The 20,882-nt window shown below is 61.8% G+C and carries 23 protein-coding genes; 14 read left to right on the forward strand and 9 right to left on the reverse strand.

All coding sequences use genetic code 11. The annotated features are described in order from the left end of the window. The first annotated feature begins 146 nt into the window (after positions 1–146). Positions 147–920 (forward strand): sugar phosphate isomerase/epimerase, encoded by a 774-nt coding sequence (locus FHX15_RS04095; protein ID WP_246778862.1) that lies wholly within the window; start codon positions 147–149, stop codon positions 918–920. A 148-nt stretch (positions 921–1,068) separates the two neighbouring features. Continuing rightward, a complete protein-coding gene (locus FHX15_RS04100) occupies positions 1,069–2,325 on the forward strand; it encodes a glycosyltransferase (RefSeq protein ID WP_184393879.1) in 1,257 nt (418 codons plus the stop codon). Positions 2,326–2,328: 3 nt separating this feature from the next. Here FHX15_RS04100 and FHX15_RS04105 read toward each other — a convergent pair whose 3' ends face one another. Together FHX15_RS04105 and FHX15_RS04110 are read right to left on the reverse strand one after the other, a co-directional pair. Next, entirely contained in the window at positions 2,329–2,595 is a 267-nt protein-coding gene (locus tag FHX15_RS04105; protein ID WP_184393881.1) for a hypothetical protein, read from the reverse strand. Next, a complete protein-coding gene (locus FHX15_RS04110) occupies positions 2,592–2,861 on the reverse strand; it encodes a hypothetical protein (protein ID WP_184393882.1) in 270 nt (89 codons plus the stop codon). The genes FHX15_RS04105 and FHX15_RS04110 overlap by 4 nt, the downstream gene beginning before the upstream one ends. A 193-nt stretch (positions 2,862–3,054) precedes the next feature. Between FHX15_RS04110 and FHX15_RS04115 the strand changes: the two genes are divergently transcribed. Together FHX15_RS04115 and FHX15_RS04120 are read left to right on the forward strand one after the other, a co-directional pair. Further along, positions 3,055–3,456: a GFA family protein gene (locus tag FHX15_RS04115; RefSeq protein WP_184393884.1), complete on the forward strand. Its 402-nt coding sequence runs from the start codon at positions 3,055–3,057 to the stop codon at positions 3,454–3,456. Between the two features lie 595 nt (positions 3,457–4,051). Next, positions 4,052–4,222 carry a hypothetical protein gene (locus FHX15_RS04120; protein ID WP_184393886.1) on the forward strand — a complete coding sequence of 57 codons (171 nt, stop codon included), beginning with the start codon at positions 4,052–4,054 and terminating at the stop codon, positions 4,220–4,222. 221 nt (positions 4,223–4,443) lie between these two features. Here the strand turns inward: FHX15_RS04120 and FHX15_RS04125 are convergent, their stop codons facing one another. Then, a complete protein-coding gene (locus tag FHX15_RS04125; protein ID WP_184393888.1) occupies positions 4,444–5,232 on the reverse strand; it encodes a class I SAM-dependent methyltransferase in 789 nt (262 codons plus the stop codon). 181 nt (positions 5,233–5,413) lie between these two features. Between FHX15_RS04125 and FHX15_RS04130 the strand changes: the two genes are divergently transcribed. The 4 genes from FHX15_RS04130 (at position 5,414) to FHX15_RS04145 (ending at position 10,150) form a co-directional block, all read left to right on the forward strand. Then, complete coding sequence (locus FHX15_RS04130; RefSeq protein ID WP_184393890.1) at positions 5,414–5,716, forward strand: UBP-type zinc finger domain-containing protein; 303 nt, start codon at positions 5,414–5,416, stop codon at positions 5,714–5,716. Between the two features lie 10 nt (positions 5,717–5,726). After that, entirely contained in the window at positions 5,727–7,424 is a 1,698-nt protein-coding gene (locus tag FHX15_RS04135; protein WP_184393892.1) for an FAD-dependent oxidoreductase, read from the forward strand. A 116-nt stretch (positions 7,425–7,540) separates the two neighbouring features. Continuing rightward, positions 7,541–8,086 (forward strand): AAA family ATPase, encoded by a 546-nt coding sequence (locus FHX15_RS04140; protein ID WP_184393894.1) that lies wholly within the window; start codon positions 7,541–7,543, stop codon positions 8,084–8,086. Between the two features lie 249 nt (positions 8,087–8,335). Continuing rightward, entirely contained in the window at positions 8,336–10,150 is a 1,815-nt protein-coding gene (locus FHX15_RS04145) for an acetolactate synthase 3 large subunit (RefSeq protein WP_184393897.1), read from the forward strand. A gap of 46 nt (positions 10,151–10,196) precedes the next feature. Here FHX15_RS04145 and FHX15_RS04150 read toward each other — a convergent pair whose 3' ends face one another. Further along, the gene (locus tag FHX15_RS04150) at positions 10,197–10,838 is read right to left on the reverse strand and encodes a dihydrofolate reductase family protein (RefSeq protein ID WP_184393899.1); all 642 of its coding nucleotides are present in this window, start codon (positions 10,836–10,838) and stop codon (positions 10,197–10,199) included. Between the two features lie 90 nt (positions 10,839–10,928). Between FHX15_RS04150 and FHX15_RS04155 the strand changes: the two genes are divergently transcribed. Continuing rightward, positions 10,929–11,450: a helix-turn-helix domain-containing protein gene (locus FHX15_RS04155; protein WP_184393900.1), complete on the forward strand. Its 522-nt coding sequence runs from the start codon at positions 10,929–10,931 to the stop codon at positions 11,448–11,450. Positions 11,451–11,469: 19 nt separating this feature from the next. Here FHX15_RS04155 and FHX15_RS04160 read toward each other — a convergent pair whose 3' ends face one another. Further along, positions 11,470–12,060, reverse strand: a complete 591-nt coding sequence (locus FHX15_RS04160) for a TetR/AcrR family transcriptional regulator (RefSeq protein WP_184393902.1) — start codon at positions 12,058–12,060, stop codon at positions 11,470–11,472. A 159-nt stretch (positions 12,061–12,219) separates the two neighbouring features. Here FHX15_RS04160 and FHX15_RS04165 point away from each other — a divergent pair, with 159 nt between their 5' ends. After that, positions 12,220–12,978 (forward strand): SDR family NAD(P)-dependent oxidoreductase, encoded by a 759-nt coding sequence (locus tag FHX15_RS04165; protein ID WP_184393904.1) that lies wholly within the window; start codon positions 12,220–12,222, stop codon positions 12,976–12,978. 73 nt (positions 12,979–13,051) lie between these two features. On the opposite strand, the gene FHX15_RS04170 is transcribed toward FHX15_RS04165, so the two are convergent. Next, a complete protein-coding gene (locus FHX15_RS04170; protein ID WP_184393906.1) occupies positions 13,052–13,951 on the reverse strand; it encodes an SDR family oxidoreductase in 900 nt (299 codons plus the stop codon). Between the two features lie 97 nt (positions 13,952–14,048). On the opposite strand from FHX15_RS04170, the gene FHX15_RS04175 reads away from it, so the two are divergent. Continuing rightward, positions 14,049–14,873 carry a helix-turn-helix transcriptional regulator gene (locus tag FHX15_RS04175; RefSeq protein ID WP_184393908.1) on the forward strand — a complete coding sequence of 275 codons (825 nt, stop codon included), beginning with the start codon at positions 14,049–14,051 and terminating at the stop codon, positions 14,871–14,873. On the opposite strand, the gene FHX15_RS04180 is transcribed toward FHX15_RS04175, so the two are convergent. Both FHX15_RS04180 and gcvA read right to left on the reverse strand, forming a co-directional pair. Next, entirely contained in the window at positions 14,874–15,992 is a 1,119-nt protein-coding gene (locus FHX15_RS04180) for a metallophosphoesterase (RefSeq protein WP_184393910.1), read from the reverse strand. Between the two features lie 136 nt (positions 15,993–16,128). After that, positions 16,129–17,049 (reverse strand): transcriptional regulator GcvA, encoded by a 921-nt coding sequence (gene gcvA / locus FHX15_RS04185; protein WP_184393913.1) that lies wholly within the window; start codon positions 17,047–17,049, stop codon positions 16,129–16,131. A gap of 135 nt (positions 17,050–17,184) precedes the next feature. Between gcvA and FHX15_RS04190 the strand changes: the two genes are divergently transcribed. The 3 genes from FHX15_RS04190 to FHX15_RS04200 all read left to right on the forward strand — a co-directional run bounded on the left by FHX15_RS04190 (position 17,185) and on the right by FHX15_RS04200 (position 19,849). After that, positions 17,185–17,889 carry an SDR family oxidoreductase gene (locus FHX15_RS04190; RefSeq protein ID WP_184393915.1) on the forward strand — a complete coding sequence of 235 codons (705 nt, stop codon included), beginning with the start codon at positions 17,185–17,187 and terminating at the stop codon, positions 17,887–17,889. A gap of 275 nt (positions 17,890–18,164) precedes the next feature. Then, positions 18,165–18,380: a hypothetical protein gene (locus tag FHX15_RS04195; RefSeq protein WP_184393917.1), complete on the forward strand. Its 216-nt coding sequence runs from the start codon at positions 18,165–18,167 to the stop codon at positions 18,378–18,380. Between the two features lie 410 nt (positions 18,381–18,790). Beyond that, on the forward strand, positions 18,791–19,849 hold the full coding sequence (locus FHX15_RS04200; RefSeq protein ID WP_184393919.1) for an NAD(P)-dependent alcohol dehydrogenase: 1,059 nt from the start codon (positions 18,791–18,793) through the stop codon (positions 19,847–19,849). A gap of 10 nt (positions 19,850–19,859) precedes the next feature. Here FHX15_RS04200 and FHX15_RS04205 read toward each other — a convergent pair whose 3' ends face one another. Continuing rightward, entirely contained in the window at positions 19,860–20,771 is a 912-nt protein-coding gene (locus tag FHX15_RS04205; protein WP_184393920.1) for a LysR family transcriptional regulator, read from the reverse strand. Positions 20,772–20,882 lie beyond the last annotated feature (111 nt).

Consider the following 20,882-nt stretch of genomic DNA (forward strand, 5'->3'; position numbering starts at 1 on the left):
CCTCACCAAGCAAATCAGGCCAATCCAGAGCCCCCGAACTCAGCTTACCCTGGGCCAGGCCACTTTCTCCCAAAGAACATACCGTCTAGATATAAGGGGATTTCGATCCGCCTGCGAGGGCGGCAACGGCATGACATGAGCGGCTGATGATAATGATAACGAAGCCGATGCTTTCGCTGCAGCTTTTTTCGATGCGCGGCCTTGGAGACCTCGGCACGCAGCTGCAGACGGCAGCGAGAGCCGGTTACCGCGCGGTCGAACCGCTTGAAGGGCATCTGCGCGATGCGGACCTGCTGCGGGACGGGCTTCTGAGAAACAGTCTCTCGGCGCCATCTGCTCATGTCGGGCTGGAGGCGCTGCGCAGCGAGCGGCAGCGCTTCGTCGAGGCCTGCCGGCAGTGCGGCATCGGGCAGCTTTTCGTTCCGCATCCCGCGCCGTCGGTGACGAAGGAAACGAAAGGCGCATGGCAGCGGATCGGCCATGAGCTCGGCGCGCTTGCGGAGCAGATGAAGGCCGACGGCATCGTGCTCGGCTACCACAACAAGACGGCAGGCTTCGAGCGTACCATCGGCGGGCGCTACGGTTTCGAGCTGATGTTCGAGGCGGCCAGAGGCAGTCCGCTCGTCTGGCAGGCGGATATCGCGTGGCTGGCGCGCGCCCAGCCTAATGCCGGCGAATGGATCAGGCACTATGCCAGCGTGCTCACCTCGGTGCATGTCAAGGATCAGGCGCCCGACGGTATAGGCCCGGAAGAAGATGGCTGGGCAAATATCGGCTCCGGCGTGCTCCTCTGGCCCTCGCTTTGGCAGGCGGCGGTCGCGAGCGGAGCGCGGCTCTTCGTGGTCGAGCACGACAATCCGCGATTGCCCTTCGAATTTGCGGCGCGCAGCTATGCCTATCTCAGCCGGTTTTTGACCTGAAGCCTGTGGCGCGATGAGGGAAGGAATTGCGGGGCGCGAAAGATCATACCCCTGCTATGCCTTTAGATATGGCGCAGGGGGGACTTGCGGCAAGACCCCGTTCGAGGCGTAAAACGCTTATCCTGATCAACCGCATCGGGAGAAGAGCATGCGTGTACTGTTATCCACATACGGGTCGCGGGGAGATGTACAGCCGCTGGCGGCGCTGGCGGTGGCTTTGAGGACATTGGGCGCCGAGGCGATCGTGTGCGCGCCGCCGGATGCGGAATTTGCAGACCTGCTCGACCGTTTCGGGGTGCCGCTGGCGCCGGCCAATGCCCCGGTGCGGCAGTGGGTCAGCGAGGTGATGAAGAAGAGTGCTGCAGGGGACACGCGGGAGCGCTCCGCCGAGGGCATTTCGGAACGGGCGGCGGGGATCATGGCAGGGCAGGTCGAAGCCCTTTCGGCGGCTGCCGAGAGCTGCGATCTCGTTGTCGCGGCAGGCCTCTTTCCCTCGATGGCAGCGGCGCGGCTGGTGGCGGACAGGATGGGCATCGGCTATTTCGGCGCCGCCTTCTGCCCGATTTTCTTGCCGTCCGAGCATCACAAGCCGCATGCTTTTCCCGGCCGGCCGCATCCGCCAGGGGTGACGGAGAACCGGGCGCTCTGGGATTATGATGTCGAAACCAAGAACGTGATGTTCGGCGGAACTTTCAATCGTCTGCGCAGCTCGATGGGCATGGCGCCGGTGGAGAATGTGCGCGATGTCGTCCTGACCAGACGGCCCCTGTTGGCTGCTGATCCGGTGCTCGCGCCTTTGCTGAAGACGGATCTGATCGATCCTGTGCAGACGGGTGCGTGGATACTCGATGACGACCGGCCGCTACCACAGGCGCTGAAAGCCTTTCTCGATGCCGGCGACCCGCCGGTCTATGTCGGTTTCGGCAGCATGCCGATGCAGGCGTTACGGGGTGCCGTCAGCCCGATCCTTGCCGTTATCCGCGAGCAGGGCCGGCGGGCGGTGCTGTCGCAAGGCTGGGCCGGGCTGCTGCCCGACGATGGTGCGAGCGATTGTTTCGTCGTCGACGAAGCCAATCATCAGGCGCTCTTCCGGCGGGTTGCAGCCATCGTCCATCACGGCGGGGCCGGCACGACAGCGGCGGCAGCGCGCGCCGGCGTGCCGCAGGTCGTCGTGGCGCAGATAGCCGATCAGCCCTATTGGGCAGGACGCGTTGCAGCCCTCGGCATCGGCGTAGCGCACGAGGGGACGACGCCCACGCGCCAGACCTTCTCGAATGCACTTTCAGCGGCGCTGCAGCCGGAGATGCGCCATCGCGCAGCAGCCTTTGCTCCTGAAATCCGCACCGACGGGGCGATGGTTGCGGCAAGGCTACTGCTTGCCTCGGCAGGCCGGCAGCGAGGATAGCGGTCAATCGCGCGGCAGCCTGCCGAGCAGTAGCTGGTTTCCCGTTCGGTTGCCGCAGCCGCTGCATTTCAGGCGAGGGCCGATCCTTGCCAGCGAGATGTCCTTTCCATGGCGGTAGGCGAGCATGCGCCGGTCGATCATCGTTTCGTGCTGACAGGACGGGCAGCGAGCGTGCAGCACGTACCACTGGGGCAGGGTGGCGAGCGTCTCCCTGTCGATTGCGACCTCCTGATGGCTGGGGACGAGGTCGATGCTGCGCCGGTGTTTCATCTGTTTTCGACAGGAAGATGCTCGATGAGGGGCCGCTCAAGCAGGGAGCGTTCGAAGGCGGGACGCCAGCCGCGTACCATGCCGCGGCTCATGGCGCCCTCGGCAAGCGCCAGCTGGGCGCGCAGGTGGCGGCAGTCCTGGAGCAGCGTGGCGATGGCGGCCTTGGCATCCTCGTCATGCCATGCGAGCACAGCCTCGACTTCCCATCTCAGGTCTTCGTTTTCCATCGTCGCGGTTGATGTCTTCGGGGCCAGTTGCGGACGCATGTTCTCATTCTCCTTGCAGAGCGTTTCAGCTCCGGATTGTCGGGATGGCGGCCGCTGCGCCACGAATGTTCCTATTATGTTCTCATTTGCGCAGGAGTCAAGCGCAGCTGCCGGTTCGCGGAGGCGGCTTGCTTCGGAACGCCAATGGGGCAAGATGCGCTCATTGGAACGAGCGGGATAAAACGGTGCGCTGATGCTGATCGGCTCATGTCATTGCGGCAAGGCGGGTTGGACGCTGGAGGGCGATCCGGGCTCGGTCACGGCCTGCAATTGTACGCTCTGCCGGCGCTATGCAGCGCTCTGGGCCTATGATTACGAGGGCGAGCGGATCAACATGAAGGGCGAGACCGGCTCCTATACGCGGACCGGCAGGGAGACATCGTCGCTGGAAATATTATTCTGCCCGAGCTGCGCCTGCGTGCTGAGCTGGCGCGCCTTGAGGCTCAATAAGGACGGGCATCGGCGCATGGCGGTGAATTTGCGGCTCGCGCCGCCGGATCTCGTTGCCGACCTGCCGATCGATCATTTCGACGGGCTGGAAACATTCGACGATCTTCCTTCCAAGGGGCGGTGCGTGCGCGATCTCTGGTTCTGAACGCCGACGACGATTTTCGGATCCTGGATGATAGTCACAGCCACGGTGGAAAGGCGCTCGCGCCGCTTCCGATGGCACGCGCGTGAGCTGCCCAACATCCGCTGACCGACTTCGTAGAAGCCGTGGCAGATATGCCAGCGATGAAAAGATGACGCCTTCATGATGTCGGAAGTATAATTCCTTTTATAGCTCGAATATCACCCGTTTGGGTTATAATTTCACCTTTTATATCGTGACATCCGTAATAGTAAAACGGAGAATTTTGAGATAAAGGTTAAAATACGAGATTAAATCCAAGGTGTTCGGCAAGTTAAATTTAACTTAGACGCCTTCAAGCGCAGACCCGGAAGGGAAGCTATGAGGATCTACTTGTTTTTCATCGCGTGTCAGGTCAGCCTGCTGATGTGGGGCAGTGCCTATTATAGCGCTCGGGGAATCTATCAGACCTTGGATGCTTCCCGGTCGTCCGATACTTCCGTCGTTTCGCGGGAGGTTGCTGGCAAGCCGCACTGACACCCGATCACGATAATTCCCACCCCGCCGATCGCCGCAATCGATCTCATGACGACTCTAGAAACCTGAAAAGACCATCACAATGAAGTCGCTGCATTCCCTTCTCATCGTCTACCTTGCCCCGCCGCTGTTTGCAGTTGCGGCACTTTTCATCATCGTGTCGTGGTTCCATCACGAGCAATCCGACCGGCGGCCGAATACGACGGTCGTCGTACAAAAAGGCAACAGGATCGGCAGTGAGATGTTTCGGTGATGAGGGCGCCACGCTATCATGGCGCACATGAGACATGAGAAGGGCCGCCAAGTGGGGCCCAGCGACCCTTCTCCTGCTGGTAGGTGCAGCATCCAGCGAGGGCAAAATACACGCACTGGATGCTCCGGATAGTGACCGAGGTCACATCGTGACAATATTTTCTAGTAGAAGCTGAACAAGCTCTAGCTTGTCGTTACAAGGAGCCACGGGCGGCCACCTATCTAGGGGCGCTCGGCCATGACGAGCAAGAGGAAGGCCGCGAGATCCCGCCAGCGAGCGAAACGACGGGTTTCGCAGACTTTTTGGCTCGGCTGCGGTTCGCCGATCTTGCTAATGCGGAATCCGGCACCGGCAATCGCGTTCAAATAGTCGGACATCGTGCGCGGGAAACGGGGGACGGCGAAGAGCTTGACCTCTTCGTCTGCCGGACGGCTGCCGAAACGCCATTCCTCGGTGAAGCTCGTGCGGTCGAAATAGCGCGAGACGCAGAGCGCAGTGGCAATGCCGGCCTCGTTCCTCTGCCATGCAAGGCCGGGCGTGATGAAGCAGGGATGCAGCACGCTGAAGGCGAGGAAACCGCCGGGGCGGATAAGGCGGAAGGCCTGCCGCATGGCGCCCTCGAAATCCGGACCGTCCATCAGCGCCATGGTGGAGACCACGGCATCGAAAGAGCCCTCCGCAAAGCCGGTATCGGCGCTGTAGGAGGCGACCTTATAGGCGATGCCGAGTGGATGCTCCTCTTCGGCCCTGCGGGCGTGTCCGATCATACGTTCGGAGAGATCGATGCCAGTCATGCGCGCACCCATCTGTGCGAGGCGGCGGGTGTTCGTTCCTTCACCGCAGCCGAAATCGATCACATCTAGGCCGCCAAGCGGCGGCAGGAAATCCACGAAGGCGGGGAAGGTGAAGAGTTCGCGGTAGGTATCGTAGCCATTGCGAACGTCTTGGGTCCATTGATCCGCGTTGTCATCCCATCGCGCCGCCACGTCCTGCAACATTTCGTCCGTCATCGTGCTTCCATTCGTTTTGCCGATTCGCGCTCTGAGAATGCGCGATTTGCGGTTGAAGGGAACGGCTTGGTTGCATTGAGTGCGGACGCGCATTTCTATCCTTGCGTATAGATGGAGAAAATCGCCCCGTGATCTATGTTCTTCCGGCAGGGACAGCCTTCAATCACCACCGGAGAACCAGATGTCGGGATGTAAGCATGTCGCAGGTGTGCGATCCGTGACGCCAAGGACGCTTGGTTGCGAAGAGTGCCTGGAGATTGGCCAGGAATGGGTGCATCTTCGCCTGTGCCGGGAATGCGGCCATGTCGGATGCTGCGATCAATCCATAGGCAAGCATGCGACGGCGCATTTTCACGCCACGGGACATCCGATCATCGAGGGCTATGACCCGCCTGAAGGCTGGGGCTGGTGCTATCTCGACGAGATCATGGTGGAGCTTCCCGATCAGACGCCGCAGCGCGGCCCGATCCCGAGCTTTTATTGAGGGCTTCGACATGAGCGCCGATAATCTGGAATCCCGCCGCTATCAGATGTTTCCGGTGCTGAGCGCCGCGCAGGTTCGGATGGCGAGGCGCTTTGCCAGCGGCGGGCCGCATAGATTTGCTCCCGGCGAGGTCGTCTACCAGATCGGTGACCGGAATGCCCCTGCATGGCTGGTCCTTTCCGGCCGCCTGGATGCTTTCCGGCATGACGGACTGTCGACGCCGGAAGTCTTGATCACCAGCCATGGCGAGGGGCAGTTTTCAGGAGAAGTCAGCCAGCTCTCCGGAAGGCCGCTGCTTGCCGGCGGGCGCGCGGGGCCGGAAGGATGTGTGGCGCTCGCCTTCGATGCCGCCCATCTGAAGGCGCTGATCATCGGTTCGGCCGAGATCGGCGAGATCATCATGCGCGCCTATATCCTGCGGCGTGTGGAACTGATCCAGTTCGGCGGTGCCGGCTCGATCCTGATCGGCCATCCCGGTGAGCGCGATCTCACGCGGCTTCAGGGCTTCCTGTCCCGGAGCGGCTATCCGCATGTCGTGCTCGATGCCACCTCCGACCATGAGGGCCGGGCATTGGTGGAGAGGCTTGGCATTCTGCCTGAGGATCTGCCGCTGATGGTCTGCCCGAACGGCACGGTGCTCAAACACCCAACCGATGCGGAAGCCGCCTGCTGCCTCGGCATCATGCCGGAGCTCGATCCGGCCATCCTCTACGATGTGGCGATCGTCGGCGCCGGACCCTCGGGCCTTGCGGCGGCCGTCTATGCCGCGTCCGAAGGGCTGCGCGTCATCGTCATCGATGCCCGCGCCATCGGCGGGCAGGCCGGCAGCTCCTCGCGCATCGAAAACTATCTCGGCTTTCCAACGGGAATTTCGGGCCAGGCGCTTGCCGGCCGCGCCTTCAACCAGGCCCTCAAGTTCGGCGCGGAGATCGCCCTGCCGCTCGATGTCAGCGAGCTGGTCCCGGCGGCGGCGGGCCGGCGGGGAATCGACCCGATGATGTTGCGCCTCGATGGAGACAGGACGGTGAAGGCGCGAACCGTCGTCATCGCCTCGGGTGCCCGATACCGCAGGCCTACTATTCCCGACATCGCCCGTTTCGAAGGAGCGGGCATTTCCTATTGGGCCTCGGCAATCGAGGCGAAGCTCTGCGAGAACGACGATATTGCGCTTGTCGGCGGCGGCAATTCGGCCGGCCAGGCTGTCGCCTTTCTGGCGCCGCGGGTGCGGCGCTTGCATCTGGTGATCCGCCGAAGCCTGGTGGAAACCATGTCTACCTATCTGATCGAACGTATAGCCGCGCTGCCGAATGTGGAGATGCATGTGGGATGCGAATTGACGGCGCTCTGCGAAGAGCAGAATGGCCGCCTGGCGGCCACCGTTACGAATTTCGAGACGCGGAGCGAGACAAATTACGACCTTCGCAAGGTCTTCATGTTCATCGGAGCAGATCCCAATACCGACTGGATCAAGTGCCGCATCAAGACGGATGACAAGGGCTTCATCAGAACCGGCACGGGTTTTGCTGCCGATGTCGAAATGGAGCTTGGGCGGCCCTCGCTCGCGCTTGAAACCAGCCTGCCGAACGTCTTTGCGATCGGCGACGTGCGCGCCGGCTCGACGAAGCGGGTTGCGGCGGCGGTCGGCGAGGGGGCTGCCGTCGTCAGCGATATTCATGCGGCGCTCAGACAGTCGGCGCTTATGAAATAGGCTGCATTCTTTTAAGCGGGGTTGGGCTACTTTTCATTGGTGCAGCGGCGCTGGAAAGTCGAACCGGCCATTGCTGATGCATTGCGGGCCGACGATGCGCAGGAGGCGGATATCGCATGGTGATGTCTTACCGGGAGGCAGTGGCTGCCGCCGAGGATCTGGCGCAAAGCGAGCCGCGGGTCGTGTTCCTGATGTGCGGTCTGGCGGGGTCCGGCAAAACGACGTTTGCGAAGCGGCTAGAGACACTCGGATGCGAGCGCTTCTCGATCGATGAGGAGGTCTGGCGGCATGACGGGCGTTTTGGCGTCGATTATCCCGAAGCCGCCTATGCCGATCTGCAGGCCGCGGCGGAGGCAAGGCTGAGGCTGCGTCTTGAAAATCAGCTGACCGCCGGCACGAAAGCCGTGATCGATTTTGCGTTCTGGAATGCCGCGTCCCGTACCCGCTACCGCCAGCTTGCCGAAGCCCATGATCATAGGTGCTGCATCATCTGTCTGCAGGTGGAGGAAGCGATCTTGCGCAGCCGTTTGAAAGCACGCGCAGCTCGACGCGACGCGAATGCCGCATTTCCGATAACGGACGAACTACTCGCACGATATGCTCAAGGTTTCGAATTTCCGAGCGAACAGGAAGCATGGATCGTGCGGGCCGAATTCGATTGAAGATAATCGATCCATGCGATCGACGCATCCGACGGGCTCTGCAAAGACGCGATTGACGGGCCGCAAAATTGGGATTAGCTCTTACGCCCATGAAAATCGCAATGGTTCTCGTCGTGGTGATATCGCGCATGGGCAGGACGGTGTAACCGTCCGGCATTAGCCACCCATGCGCCGAACACAAGGTCCCTGACGGGGCCTTTTTTTGTGCCCCGTCGCACCCAATCACCCTATCAACGACGGAAAATTGCTATGACCGGCGATAAGGCCAGCTTTACCCAAAATTCCCCCAATTCTTCTTCCGCCCGCCTGATGAACGGCGGCGAAATCGTGCTGCGGGCGCTGCGCGACAATGGCGTCGAGCATATTTTCGGCTATCCCGGCGCGGCCGTGCTGCCGATCTATGACGAGATCTTTCAGCAGGACGAAATCAGGCATCTGCTTGTCCGCCACGAGCAGGGTGCCGGCCATGCTGCCGAAGGTTATGCGCGTGCGACCGGTAAGGTGGGCGTCATGCTGGTCACGTCAGGGCCGGGTGTCACCAATGCGGTCACGGCCTTGCAGGATGCGCTGATGGATTCCATTCCGCTCGTCTGCCTGACGGGGCAGGTGCCGACCAACCTGATCGGCACGGATGCGTTTCAGGAATGCGATACTGTTGGTATCACGCGGCCCTGCACCAAGCATAATTTCCTTGTCAGCCATATCGACGATCTCGCAAAGACGATCCATATCGCCTTCAGGATAGCGACATCGGGAAGGCCTGGGCCGGTTCTGGTGGATATGCCGAAGGATGTGCTCTTTGCGAGCGGGCTCTATGTCGGGCCGGACGAGGTCTCCGTGCCGGCGCCCCACCGGCCGCGGTGCCATGACAACGGTGACGCGATCCGTGCTGCAGTCGAGCTGATGGCAGAGGCGAGGCGGCCGATCCTCTATACCGGCGGTGGCATCATCAATTCGGGGCCGGAGGCCTCGCGGCTTCTGCGCGAACTGGTGGAGCTGACGGGCTTTCCCACCACCTCGACGCTGATGGGACTCGGTGCCTATCCGGCATCTGGGCCGAACTGGCTGAAAATGCCGGGCATGCACGGCTCTTACGAGGCCAATATGGCGATGCATGATTGCGACCTGATGATTGCGATCGGTGCGCGTTTCGACGATCGCGTCACCTCGCGCACCGACACGTTCTCGCCGGGTTCGAGGAAGATCCATATCGATATCGACCCATCCTCGATCAACAAGAATGTCGCCGTCGATATCGGGATCACCGGGGATGCGGCTGCGGTGCTTGCGGAGATGAACGAGGCCTGGCGGGCGCTTCCCGCTGCACCGGAGCGAAGGCGGCTGGATGGCTGGTGGGCCGAGATCGGGCGATGGCGGGCGCGAAAATCCTTCGCTTATGAGATGCGCCGGGACGAGATCATGCCGCAATATGCGCTGGAGCGGCTGCATGCGCTGACGGCCGATCTCGATCCGATCGTGACGACCGATGTTGGCCAGCATCAGATGTGGGCGGCGCAGCTTTTCGGCATCGAGGCGCCGAACCGTTGGTTGACGTCAGGCGGACTCGGCACGATGGGCTATGGGCTGCCGGCGGCGATCGGGGCGCAGATCGCCCATCCCGGGCGGCTGGTTCTCGGCATTGTCGGCGACGGCTCGGTGCAGATGACGCTGAAGGAGCTTTCGGCGGCGATGCAGCATCAGGCACCGGTGAAGATCTTCATTCTCAACAATGCGCAGCTCGGCATGATCCGGCAATGGCAGCAGATCCTGCACGGCAATCGCCGCGACCGATCCTATTCTGCCTCGCTGCCTGACTTCGTCAGGCTGGCGGAAGCCTATGGGGCGGTTGGCATTCGATGCGAGAAGCCGGATGAACTGGATGACAAGATCCGGGAGATGATCGCTGTTGACCGCCCAGTGCTTTTCGATTGCCGGGTCGCGGCGTTGGAAAACGTCTATCCGATGGTCCGCAGCGGCCGGCCGCATAATGACATGCTCTTCGGCGAGCATGTGCGCGCGGCGGAATCGGAGGGCGAATTCGGTTTCAGCCAGGGGCTCGTTTGATAGAATGGATTGGCCGGCGTCGCAGGACGCCGGCCATCACTGGGAGTCATTTCGACAGCACTATATGAGTGGCCATTTCCGTCGCCTCGTGGGATTTGACGGAGAAGCCCAGCGCCGGCAGGTCGATGCCTTCGAACATGGATTCGCCCTTGCCGAGAACGACGGGAGAGATGGCGAAATGCATCTCGTCGATCAGGCCAGCCTTGAGATATTGGCGCACCGTGCTGACGCCGCCCCCGATCTTGACGTCCTTGTTGCCGGCTGCGGCTTTTGCCTTTTCCAGCGCTTCCTCGATACCGCCGGTGATGAAGTGGAAGGTTGTGCCGCCTTCCATGACGATGGGCTCGCGGGCATAGTGGGTGAGGATGAAGGTGGGTGCGTGATAGGGTGGGTTCGTCCCCCACCAGCCTTTCCACTCCTCATTCGGCCACTCGCCCCTGATCGGGCCGAACATGTTGCGGCCGAGGATAAAGGCGCCAAAGCCGGAATTGCCGGCCGAGGCGTATTTCTCGTCGACGCCTGTGGTGCCGTCGTCCTTGCCGATCATGGTGCGGAAGGTGCGGGTGGGAAAGAACCACTGGTGGACCTCCATGCCGCGCTTGCCGAGCGGGTTTTCAAGGCTCTGGTCCGGGCCGGCGCCGAAACCATCGACCGAAAGAGAAAATGCAGCGACACGTACACGGGTCATTTCAGCCTCCATCTGATTGCATATTGAAACTAGTTGAGTTATCGCATGACTAGTCCTATAATGCAACTGGTTTTTCTCGCGGAGTCGGAAATGGATATCGAGATAAGGTCGGGCTGCCCGATCAACCTGACGATGGAGGTGCTGGGCGACCGGTGGAGCCTCGTCATCATCAGGGATATCATGTTCGGCAACCGCCGTCATTTTCGCGAGCTCTTGACGCAGTCGGAAGAAGGCATCGCCTCAAATATTCTGGCGGCGCGCCTCAAGCGGCTGATGTCCTATGGGCTGATCACCAAGCTGGACGATCCCTCTCACAGCCAGAAAGCGATCTACAGCCTGACGGAAGCGTCCATCCAGCTGGTGCCGATGTTTGCGATGATCGGCGCCTGGGGACGGCGGTTTCTGCCCGTCAGCGAGGATCTGAGCATCCGCGCCGAACTGCTGGAGGAAGGCGGGCCGCCGCTGTGGGACGAGTTCATGGCGGACCTGCGCCGGATCCATATCGAAGATCCGATCGGCGGGGCAAATGGCACTGTCAAATCGCCGGTTCTGGCGCGGCTGACGGCAGCGTTTCTGGAAGTGCGGGCGAAGATGGATGCGGCGGCTGGATAAGCTGCCATCCACTGGGGTTTCAGGCTGATTTCGTCGGCCAGGCCGATAGCGCCTGCTCGGCAACGGCTTCCAGAGCCTCGCGGCTGAAGCCGGCCTTGGCCTGCACCGCCATACCGTGAAGGACGGCGAGGAGGAATGCCGCAAGCGCTGCGGGCTTGGCGGTCTCCGGCAGGTCACCCTCGGCCTTTGCCCGTTCGAAGCGTTCTCGAAGCTGCATTTCACCGACGGCGCGGGCATCGATCAAGGCCTGCCGCACCGGTTCGGCTTCATCCGATCCTGCCAGCACACCATTGATGCCAAGGCAGCCGGTATGGCTGGGATAGCGCGTGTTGAGGTCGATCGCATTCGACATGATGAACGCGGCGACTTCCCGCGATGTCGGCAGCTCGAGTGCTTTCGGGAGATAGTCGAGGTATCGCTCATAGTAGCGATCCAGAGCCTGGCGGAAGAGCGCTTCCTTGTTGCCGAAGGCGGAATAAAGCGCCGGCCTCTCCACTCCGGTCGCTTCTGTCAGGTCCGCGTAAGACGCGCCTTCATAGCCCTTGCGCCAGAAGACGCAAAGCGCGGCATCGAGCGCTTTTTCCACATCAAACTCGCGATGGCGTCCCATCAGATCAGCCCGGTGAATTTCATAATGGTCGTTATTAAACCACTTGACAGCTTTTGTCCAGATTTCATACCAATCGTTATCGTAACGATCGTTACGATAACTGCACCGCCGGCTGACAGCGGCCAGGCAGGGCCTCGATGGGGTATGGAAAGGACTGATATGTCTCACGTTTTGAAGGGAAAGGTCGCGCTCGTGACCGGTGGTTCACGCGGGCTCGGTGCGGCGACAGCGCAGGCGCTGGCTGATCAAGGTGCCGATGTTGCGATCAGCTATGTCAATTCTGCCGAGAAGGCGGAGGCTGTCGTCGAGACGCTGCGGGCCAAGGGTGTGCGGGCTCTGGCGATCCAAAGCGACCAGGCCGATATGGCGGCAGCCAAACCGCTCATCGACAAGGTGGTCGCCTATTTCGGCAGGCTCGACATCCTCGTCAACAATGCGGCGATCGCCGTGCAGGGAAGGACGGTCGACGATCCCGAACTCGATACGGTCAATCTCGATCGCCAGTGGCAGATCAATGTGCTTGGGCCAGTGGCGGCTACGCGGGCGGCGGCACCCGTGCTTTCGGATGGGGGACGGATCATCTTCATCGGCTCGCTGTTCGGCACGCGTGTGCCGTTTCCCGGTGCGGCCGATTATGCCGGTACGAAATCTGCCCTCATCGGCTATGCGAGAGGCGTCGCGCGCGACCTCGGCAGGCGCAACATCACCGTCAACGTCGTCCAACCCGGTGTGATGCCGACAGACATGTCCGCAGAGGTGCTGGGAGACAGCGTGCCCGATGCACTTCTGGACCTGCATCCCATCAGGCGCATCGCAACGCTCGAGGAAGTCTCCGCCCTGATTTGCCATCTGGCGGGGCCGCACGGTGGTTACATGAGCGGCGGCGTCATCGATGTGGCCGGCGGCCTTGCAATCTGAAGATCTGACGATCTGACGACCGGAAATGGTTTGCGCCTGCGGAAATGAAAGTCCCGCAGGCGTCGATCCGGGCTCAGGCCGCGAGGCTGCCGTAATCCATCGCGTCGAGATCTGCGATCAGGCCGGGGCCTTCAGGATTCCAGCCGAGGATCCGGCGGGTCTTTTCGCTGGAGGCCGGAAAGTCGAGGCCGGCGAAAATCGCCATCCATCCGAAATGCTCGGCCGCCTTTTCCGGTGCGACCGAGACGACCGGAAGCTTCAGGCCGCGGCCGAGGGCTTCGGCAATCTCACGGGTGGCGATGCCTTCTTCGGCAACGGCATTGTAGCGGGCGCCTGGTTCGGCCCGTTCGATGGCAAGCCGGTAGAGCAGGGCGACGTCCAGCAGGTGGCCGGCCGGGAACCGGTTGCGGCCTTCGCCGACATAGCCGACGGCGCCCTTTGCGCGGGCGATTTCGATGAGCGGCGAGACCAGCCCCTGCTTGATGGTATTGTGGACCTGCGGAAGGCGCATGACGGAGACGTTGACGCCCTGGTCGAGCAGGGCGTTGCCGGCACGTTCGGAGGCGATGCGCGGGTTGGGATGCTCGTCATTGAAGACATCCTCGCTCGCGGGCTCTCCGAGATGGGCGTTGCCGATGCCGGTGCCTGACGTGATAAGGAGGGGGCGGTTCGAGCCTTTCAGAGCCTCGCCCATCGCGGCGATGACGCGGCTGTCCTTCTGGCAGTTCTCGACGAAGCGGGAGAAATCGTGGTCGAAAGCCGTATGGATGACGGCATCGGCCTTCTCGACGCCGGCTCGCACGCTGTCGGGCTCTTCCAGAACGCCGCGGTGGACCTCGACGCCGACTGCTTCAAGCGCCCTGGCGCCTGCGTCGGAACGGGTCATGCCGATGACATGATGGCCTGCCTTCTGAAGTTCCGGCATGATGGCCGAGCCGATGAAGCCGGTGGCACCGGTGAGGAAAATGCGCATTGGGTATCTCCTTGTTGCTGATAACCCAGTTATTGCGCTATGTTTTATGCTGTTAAAGTAGTTACATTATCCTATTATAATAGCTAACAGGCACGGCATGACGACTGACAGCAACCCCCTTGGCACCTTCCTTCGCGACCGGCGCTCGCGCCTCGATCCGGCGGTGTTCGGATTCTCAGGCCGCCGGCGCACACCGGGGCTGAGGCGGGAAGAGGTGGCGCAGCGCGCCAATATCAGCCCGACCTGGTACACATGGCTGGAGCAGGGGCGCGGCGGTGCGCCGTCGTCGGACGTACTGAACCGGATCGCAAACGGCCTGATGCTGACTGAGCCGGAGCGCGAGCATCTCTTCATGCTCGGCCTCGGCCGGCCGCCGGAGGTGCGCTACCGCGCTATCGAGGGCATCAGTCCGCGTCTGCAGCGTCTGATCGATACGCTGGAGGTCAGCCCGGCGCTGGTGCGCACGGCCGCCTGGGACATCGTCGCCTGGAACCGGGCGGCGACCGTCGTCATGACCGATTACGGCAAGCTTGCGCCCGAAGACCGGAACGTTTTGCGGCTGCTGTTCTCCAACCCCGGTGTCCGGAACGTCCAGCATGACTGGGAGACCGTAGCGCGCTTCGTCGTCGGCGCCTTCCGGGCGGATGCCGCGCGAGCGGGTGCGACCTCGGAGGTTGCCGATCTGGTGGAGGAACTTTGCCGCACCAGCCCGGATTTCAAGCGGATCTGGCAGGAGAACGAAGTGATCTCCCATGGCGAGGGCACGAAGCAGCTGAGACATCCTGTTCTCGGCGATATCGAGCTTGAATATTCGGGCTTTGCTATAGATGGCAGGCCCGATCTCAATATGGTCGTCTACAATCCCGTCAATCCCGACGTGGCCGAGCGCATTCGCAAACTGGTCGCGGTGACGAGGCCGTAGCTAGGCGCGCCTGCGCAGCGTGAACACTGTCAGCTCCGAGGGCCTGCCCAGGCGTAATGCGAATCCGGGCCAGAGCGCGGTACCGTTATTGACATAGAGCTGCATCCCGCCGACCTGATAGAGGCCGGAGACGAAGCCGCCATTGGCGCGGGCGACCAGACGATCGAGGCCGAGGACCATGCCGCCATGGGTGTGGCCGGACAGCTGTAAGGCAACGCCTCTCTTGGCGGTCTTGGCCGCCATTCTCGGCTGATGATCGAGGAGGATAACAGGGGCTTCGGCCGGAGCGCCGTTCAATGCTGCCGTAAGGTCGGGATTCGGCATGGTTCTTCCGAAGGCCGCAAGATCTGTCACACCGGCAATGACGATGCGATCGGCACCGCGCTCGATGACCGCATGCTCGTTCGTCAGCATGCGCATACCAAGGCTGGCGTCATGCTCTATCCAGTCGTCGTAGCCGAAATAATATTCGTGATTTCCGGGGATGGCGAAAATGCCGTCGGGCGCCTGCAGTCGTGCCAGCGGCGCGATATCGGTGCGGCGCTTCTCCAGGTGGCCGTCAATGAAATCGCCGGTCACGACGATCAGATCGGTCTTCAGCTCATTGGCCTTTTTCACGACCGCCTCGGCCCAGGACACGGGGAAGAGGCGGCTGAGATGCAGGTCGGTCAATTGCAGCAGCCGGTAGCCGTCGAAGGCTTGGGGAAGATCTTTGATGGCGATGTCGACATTTTTCAAAGGCGGGATACGCACGGCGTGGGCGACGCCGACCGCGGCCAGAAGAATGGCTGCCGTTCCCATGACATAGCGGACAGCGGGCGGCACGACCGGAAAATCTCCGTTGAGCAGAAGAGGGATCAGCGAGAGGAGATCGAGAGCGATCTGGAAAACGGCGAGCAGGACCGTTGCGCCGAAGAGGAAGTTGAAGGCGATGATCAGCGGCCGCGGATATTCGGGGGCGAAGATAGAGCCGGAGGATATCCGGTTGAACACCAGATGCTGGGAGGCGATCAGAAGCACACCGGCAACCAGGGCCTTGGCGGGCCATATCCACGGCAGGGGTAGAATGAACCTGCTGACAACGACCAGCCAGGGAAGTCCAAGGATGAGGTGAAACATCAATATGCCTGTGATTATCCGGTATTATGAGCGGGAATGAAGAAAATGAATCCGGTGTCTCTGCGCATGGTGGCCTGCGCAAGAGGCTTAGATGATATCTCGGCGCATCGCATGCAAGCAGGGCTTCTGTTCGGCCTTACGGGGCGGCGGGCTCGCTATCTGCCGGGCGGTCCTTCCGCGCCTCGGCGAGAAGCCAGTCGATGACAGTGTCCAACGCAGACGATTTTCGGTAGCGGGGCCAGACGAGGTAGATATCTGAGGGGCCGCGCAGCCGGGCTTCGAAGACACGCACCAGCCGGCCCTTAGCCAGGTCGTCGGTGACGAAGCCGCCATTGGCGAGTACGATGCCCTGTCCGGCAATCGCCGCCTCGATGGCGTGAGAGGTCTGCGAGAAGCTGATGCCCTTGAAGGAAGCGCTTCTACTGTTGGTGAGATGGCGTTCGACGAATTCCGGCCAGAGATTATGGGCATCGTGCAGCAGCGGATAGGCGGCGAGCTCCTCGGCCGTGCGCGGCGGAGTGCGGTCGGCAAGCAAAATCGGGCTGCAGACGGCAATGACTTCCTGCTCGAACAACAGCTCGGCATTCAGGCCCGGCCCGAAGGGAGGGCGGCCGTAGCGGACGGCCAGATCCACACCGTCCGCGGCGAAATTCGAGATGCGTTCGGTCGCGAGAATATGCAGGTCGAGATCGGAATGCAGCGCCGTGAAGTCCGGCAGGCGCGGGATCAGCCATTTGGAGGCGAAGGTCGGCGTCGTGCTGATCGTCAGCTTGATCGCCTGCGGCTTCAATTCGCCGGTTGCCCTTGCGATGATCTCGAAGGCGCGCCTGATATCGGCAATGTAGCGGCGGCCTTCCGATGTCAGCGCCAGCGCGCGCGGCAGCCTCTCGAAGAGGGCCATGCCGAGCTGGGCCTCGAGACCGCGAACCTGCTGGGCGACGGCACCCTGTGTGACACCAAGTTCCTCGGCTGCAAGCCGGAAATTCAGGTGGCGCGCGGCGACCTCGAAGGCCTTCAGGCCGTTGAGGGAAGGGAGCTTTCCGATGACATCGCTCATTCTATATCTTCTTCGTTGGCGATAGTTTTTCTGCTGGCAAAGAGAAGGAGAACTGTTTCGTGCCCACGTGAAGGACATGGTACATTGGCACCATCAAGTGATCAATCAATGTGATGAATCCTGGAGGACACCGGCATGTCAGTAGAAAAAGTGGCTGTTATCACCGCAGGCGGCAGCGGCATGGGGGCCGAGAGCGCAAGACGCCTTGCGGCCGATGGCTATAAGGTCGCGATCCTGTCTTCGTCGGGAAAGGGTGAGGCGCTTGCCAAGGAGCTTGGCGGCGTCGGCGTGACCGGCTCCAACCAGTCGAATGACGATCTGAAGCGGTTGGTCCATTCCGCCATGGATGCCTGGGGGCGCATCGACGTTCTCGTCAATAGCGCAGGGCATGGGCCGCGCGCGCCGCTCAATGAGATCACCGACGAGCAATGGCGGACGGGCATGGATGTCTACCTGATGAACGTCATCCGCCCGGTGCGGCTGGTGACGCCGATCATGCAGGCGCAGAAGAAGGGCGCGATCGTCAATATCTCGACGGCCTGGGTCTTCGAGCCATCGACGATGTTCCCGACCTCGGCCGTCTTCCGCGCCGGCCTTGCCGCCTATACGAAGCTCTTTGCCGACACCTATGCGGCCGACAACATCCGCATGAACAACGTGCTGCCCGGCTGGATCGACAGTTTGCCGGCGACGGAGGAGCGGCGCCAGAGCGTGCCGATGGGCCGCTACGGCACGAGTGCGGAAGTGGCGGCGACGATTGCGTTTCTGGTGTCGGATGGGGCGGGGTACATTACCGGGCAGAGCCTGAAGGTGGATGGCGGGTTGATGCGGTCGGTTTGAGGGCAGTAGGGCGGCGGAGTGTTGATGCGGCGGAAGACCCCGCCCCAAACCCCTCCCCACAAGGGCGAGGGGCTTAACCGGCCGCACCCGCTTTCCGCATTCTCGACGTTTCGGGAGGAATGAGGCGGTGCTCCAAGTTAGTCCCTCCCCCTTGTGTGAGGGGTTGGGGAGGGGTCTTTCTCTCCCCGCAACGGCTGATCGATCGACGCCTTGAACTATCTCGCTCTCAGCCTATTGTCCGGCTATGAACGCGACGATCTAGAAAGCCCGAAGCCATGCACAAGTTCACCGTGTCCATAACCCGAGAGATCGAGGCCGACACCGCCGAGGAAGCCGCGCTTCTCCTGTATCAGGAACTCGCCAGGGAAGCGCCGCCGCTTCATTACTTGATCGTGGACGAGACGAAGAGGGCGACGGGTCTGACGCTCGATCGGGACAAGGCGGATGAATTTGCTGCTGCCGATCACACCGCCGATCCGGGGAACTGGTAGGTGGTGGCGGACCGCCGTTGGCGGCGGCTTGTCAAAGACGATTGACGGTGTGCCGTGTGATCACCCCCCTCTGCCCTGCCGGGCATCTCCCCCACAAGGGTGGAGATCGACAAGCGGTTTGACCTTCGCACATCATTGACGTCGCGCAGTCTGCAACGTCTCTTGTTTAGGGAAACCGGCGCTTCCAGCCAATCTCCCCACCTGTGGGGGAGATGCCCGGCAGGGCAGAGGGGGGGTGACCACACGGCACGACAGGCAACTTACGTCGATCCACCGTGTCCAATTCCTGAGCCCAGCTCACAAGCCCATTCCGTATCCCGCCGCTAATCCGGATAATCCTCCAACGCTATATCCCCTTTGACGCGCTTTCGGCGCCGTCTGTTTCCAACAGCTCTGCAAGGGACAAGCCATTGAGAACGTCTGGATTTGCCGCAACCGATGCGAATACGCCGTTGCAACCTTTCTCCTTCGATCGGCGGGAATTGCGTCCCGAAGACGTGGCGATCGATATTCTCTACTGCGGCGTCTGCCATACGGACCTGCATATGGCCCGCAACGACTGGGGATTTTCCAATTATCCCGTCGTGCCCGGGCATGAAATCGTCGGGCGGGTGTCTGCCGTCGGCAGTGGCGTGTCGCGCTTCAAGGTCGGCGACAATGTCGCCATAGGCACGATTGTCGACAGCTGCATGGAATGCGCCCAGTGCCGGCGCAACGAAGAGCAGATGTGCTACAAACGTGCCACCACCACCTATAATGGCCAGGACCGGGTGACGGGCGAGACGACTTATGGCGGCTATTCCGATCATATCGTCGTGCGCCAGGAATTCGTGCTCAGCGTGCCGGATGGGCTGGATCTGTCGCGCGTCGGGCCGCTGCTTTGCGCCGGGATCACCACCTATTCGCCGCTGCGCACGTGGAATGTCGGCCCCGGCAGCCGGGTCGGCGTCATCGGGCTTGGCGGGCTTGGCCACTTGGCCGTGAAATTTGCCTCCGCACTTGGGGCTGAAGTGACTGTGCTGACGCGCTCGGAAAGCAAGGTCGAGACGGCGCGAGCGCTCGGTGCCGATGCGGTGCTGCTGTCGACCGATGCCAAGGCGATGGAGGCCTCAGCCTTCGCCCTCGATATCATCATCGACACAGTGCCTTACGAACATGATCTCAGTCCTTACCTCAACCTGCTCGATGCCGATGGCACGCTGGTCATTGCAGGCTCGCTGGTCGATACGCCGAAGTTCAACAACCTCCTGATCCTCCGCGGACGGCGGCGCATTGCCGGCACGCCGAGCGGCGGGATCAGAGAGACGCAGGAGATGCTGGATTTCTGCGGCCGCAAGCACATCCTGCCGGAATGCGAGATGATTGCCATGGGCGATATTGCCAGAGCGTTCGAACGGCTGGAGCGCGGCGACGTGCGCTACCGCTTCGTCATCGACATGGCGACGATGCCGGCTGCTCAGGCGGCCTGATTTCCCACATTCACGAATTTGGGGGGCGTTTCGGGATGGCGCGCAGCGCCTCGACGAAGACCGAAAGGGCCGGCGGCATCTGTCGCCGGCTCGGATAATAGATGGAATAGCCGGTAAAGGGTTTGCAGTAATCCTCCAGCACGCGGATCAGCCGGCCGTTTCTGATATGATCGGCGGCGAAATCCTCGAAGACATAGACGAGGCCGGAGCCGGCAAGGGCCGCCTCGATCATCATTTCGGAATCATTGACCATGAAGCTGCCCGAGACCTTCACCTCGATCTCGCGGCCATCCTCCTCGAATTCCCAGGCGTAGGGCGCCCCATGGGAGGCCATGTAATAAGTCACGCAGTCATGCACTGCGAGATCGGCAGGCCTTTTCGGCAGCGGATGGCGGGCGAAATAATCGGGCGCGCCGACCACGGCGGCGCGGATGTCGGGGCCGATGCGCAGGCCCACCATGTCCTTGTCGATGCGCTCGCCGAAACGGATGCCGGCATCGAAACGTGAGGCGACAATATCCTCGAAACGGTCGCCGACAATGAGTTCCACGCGGATATCGGGATAGGTGCGGTGGAATTCCGGCAGGATCGGCATGATGAGCGAGGCGGCCGCATGTTTGCCTGCAGTAATGCGCACGGTGCCGGAGGGTTTTTCCCTCAAATTGCCGAGTTCTTGGAGGCCACGGTTGATCTCGGCGAAGGCGGGCTGGAGGGTGAGAAGCAGGCGCTCGCCGGCTTCCGTGGTGGCGACGCTGCGGGTCGTGCGGGCAAGCAGGCGCATGCCGAGCCGCTCCTCCAGCTGGCGCATCATGTGGCTCAGGCCGGAGGAGGAAATACCGAGCCGGGCGGCGGCGCGGGTGAAGCTCCGCTCCTCGGCGACGATGACGAAGGCGGCGAGGTCATCGAAATCGTGACGTTTCATTTCTGGTCTGCATTCAGGAGTGGCGGGCGACTGTCGTGTGTCGTTCATATATTTAGAGCAGGGTGGAGGATGCTCGCAAGACGGGTGCTGTTTTGCGATCGGAGCCCTTTC

The organism is Rhizobium sp. BK650 (assembly GCF_014195325.1).
Lineage (GTDB): Bacteria > Pseudomonadota > Alphaproteobacteria > Rhizobiales > Rhizobiaceae > Rhizobium.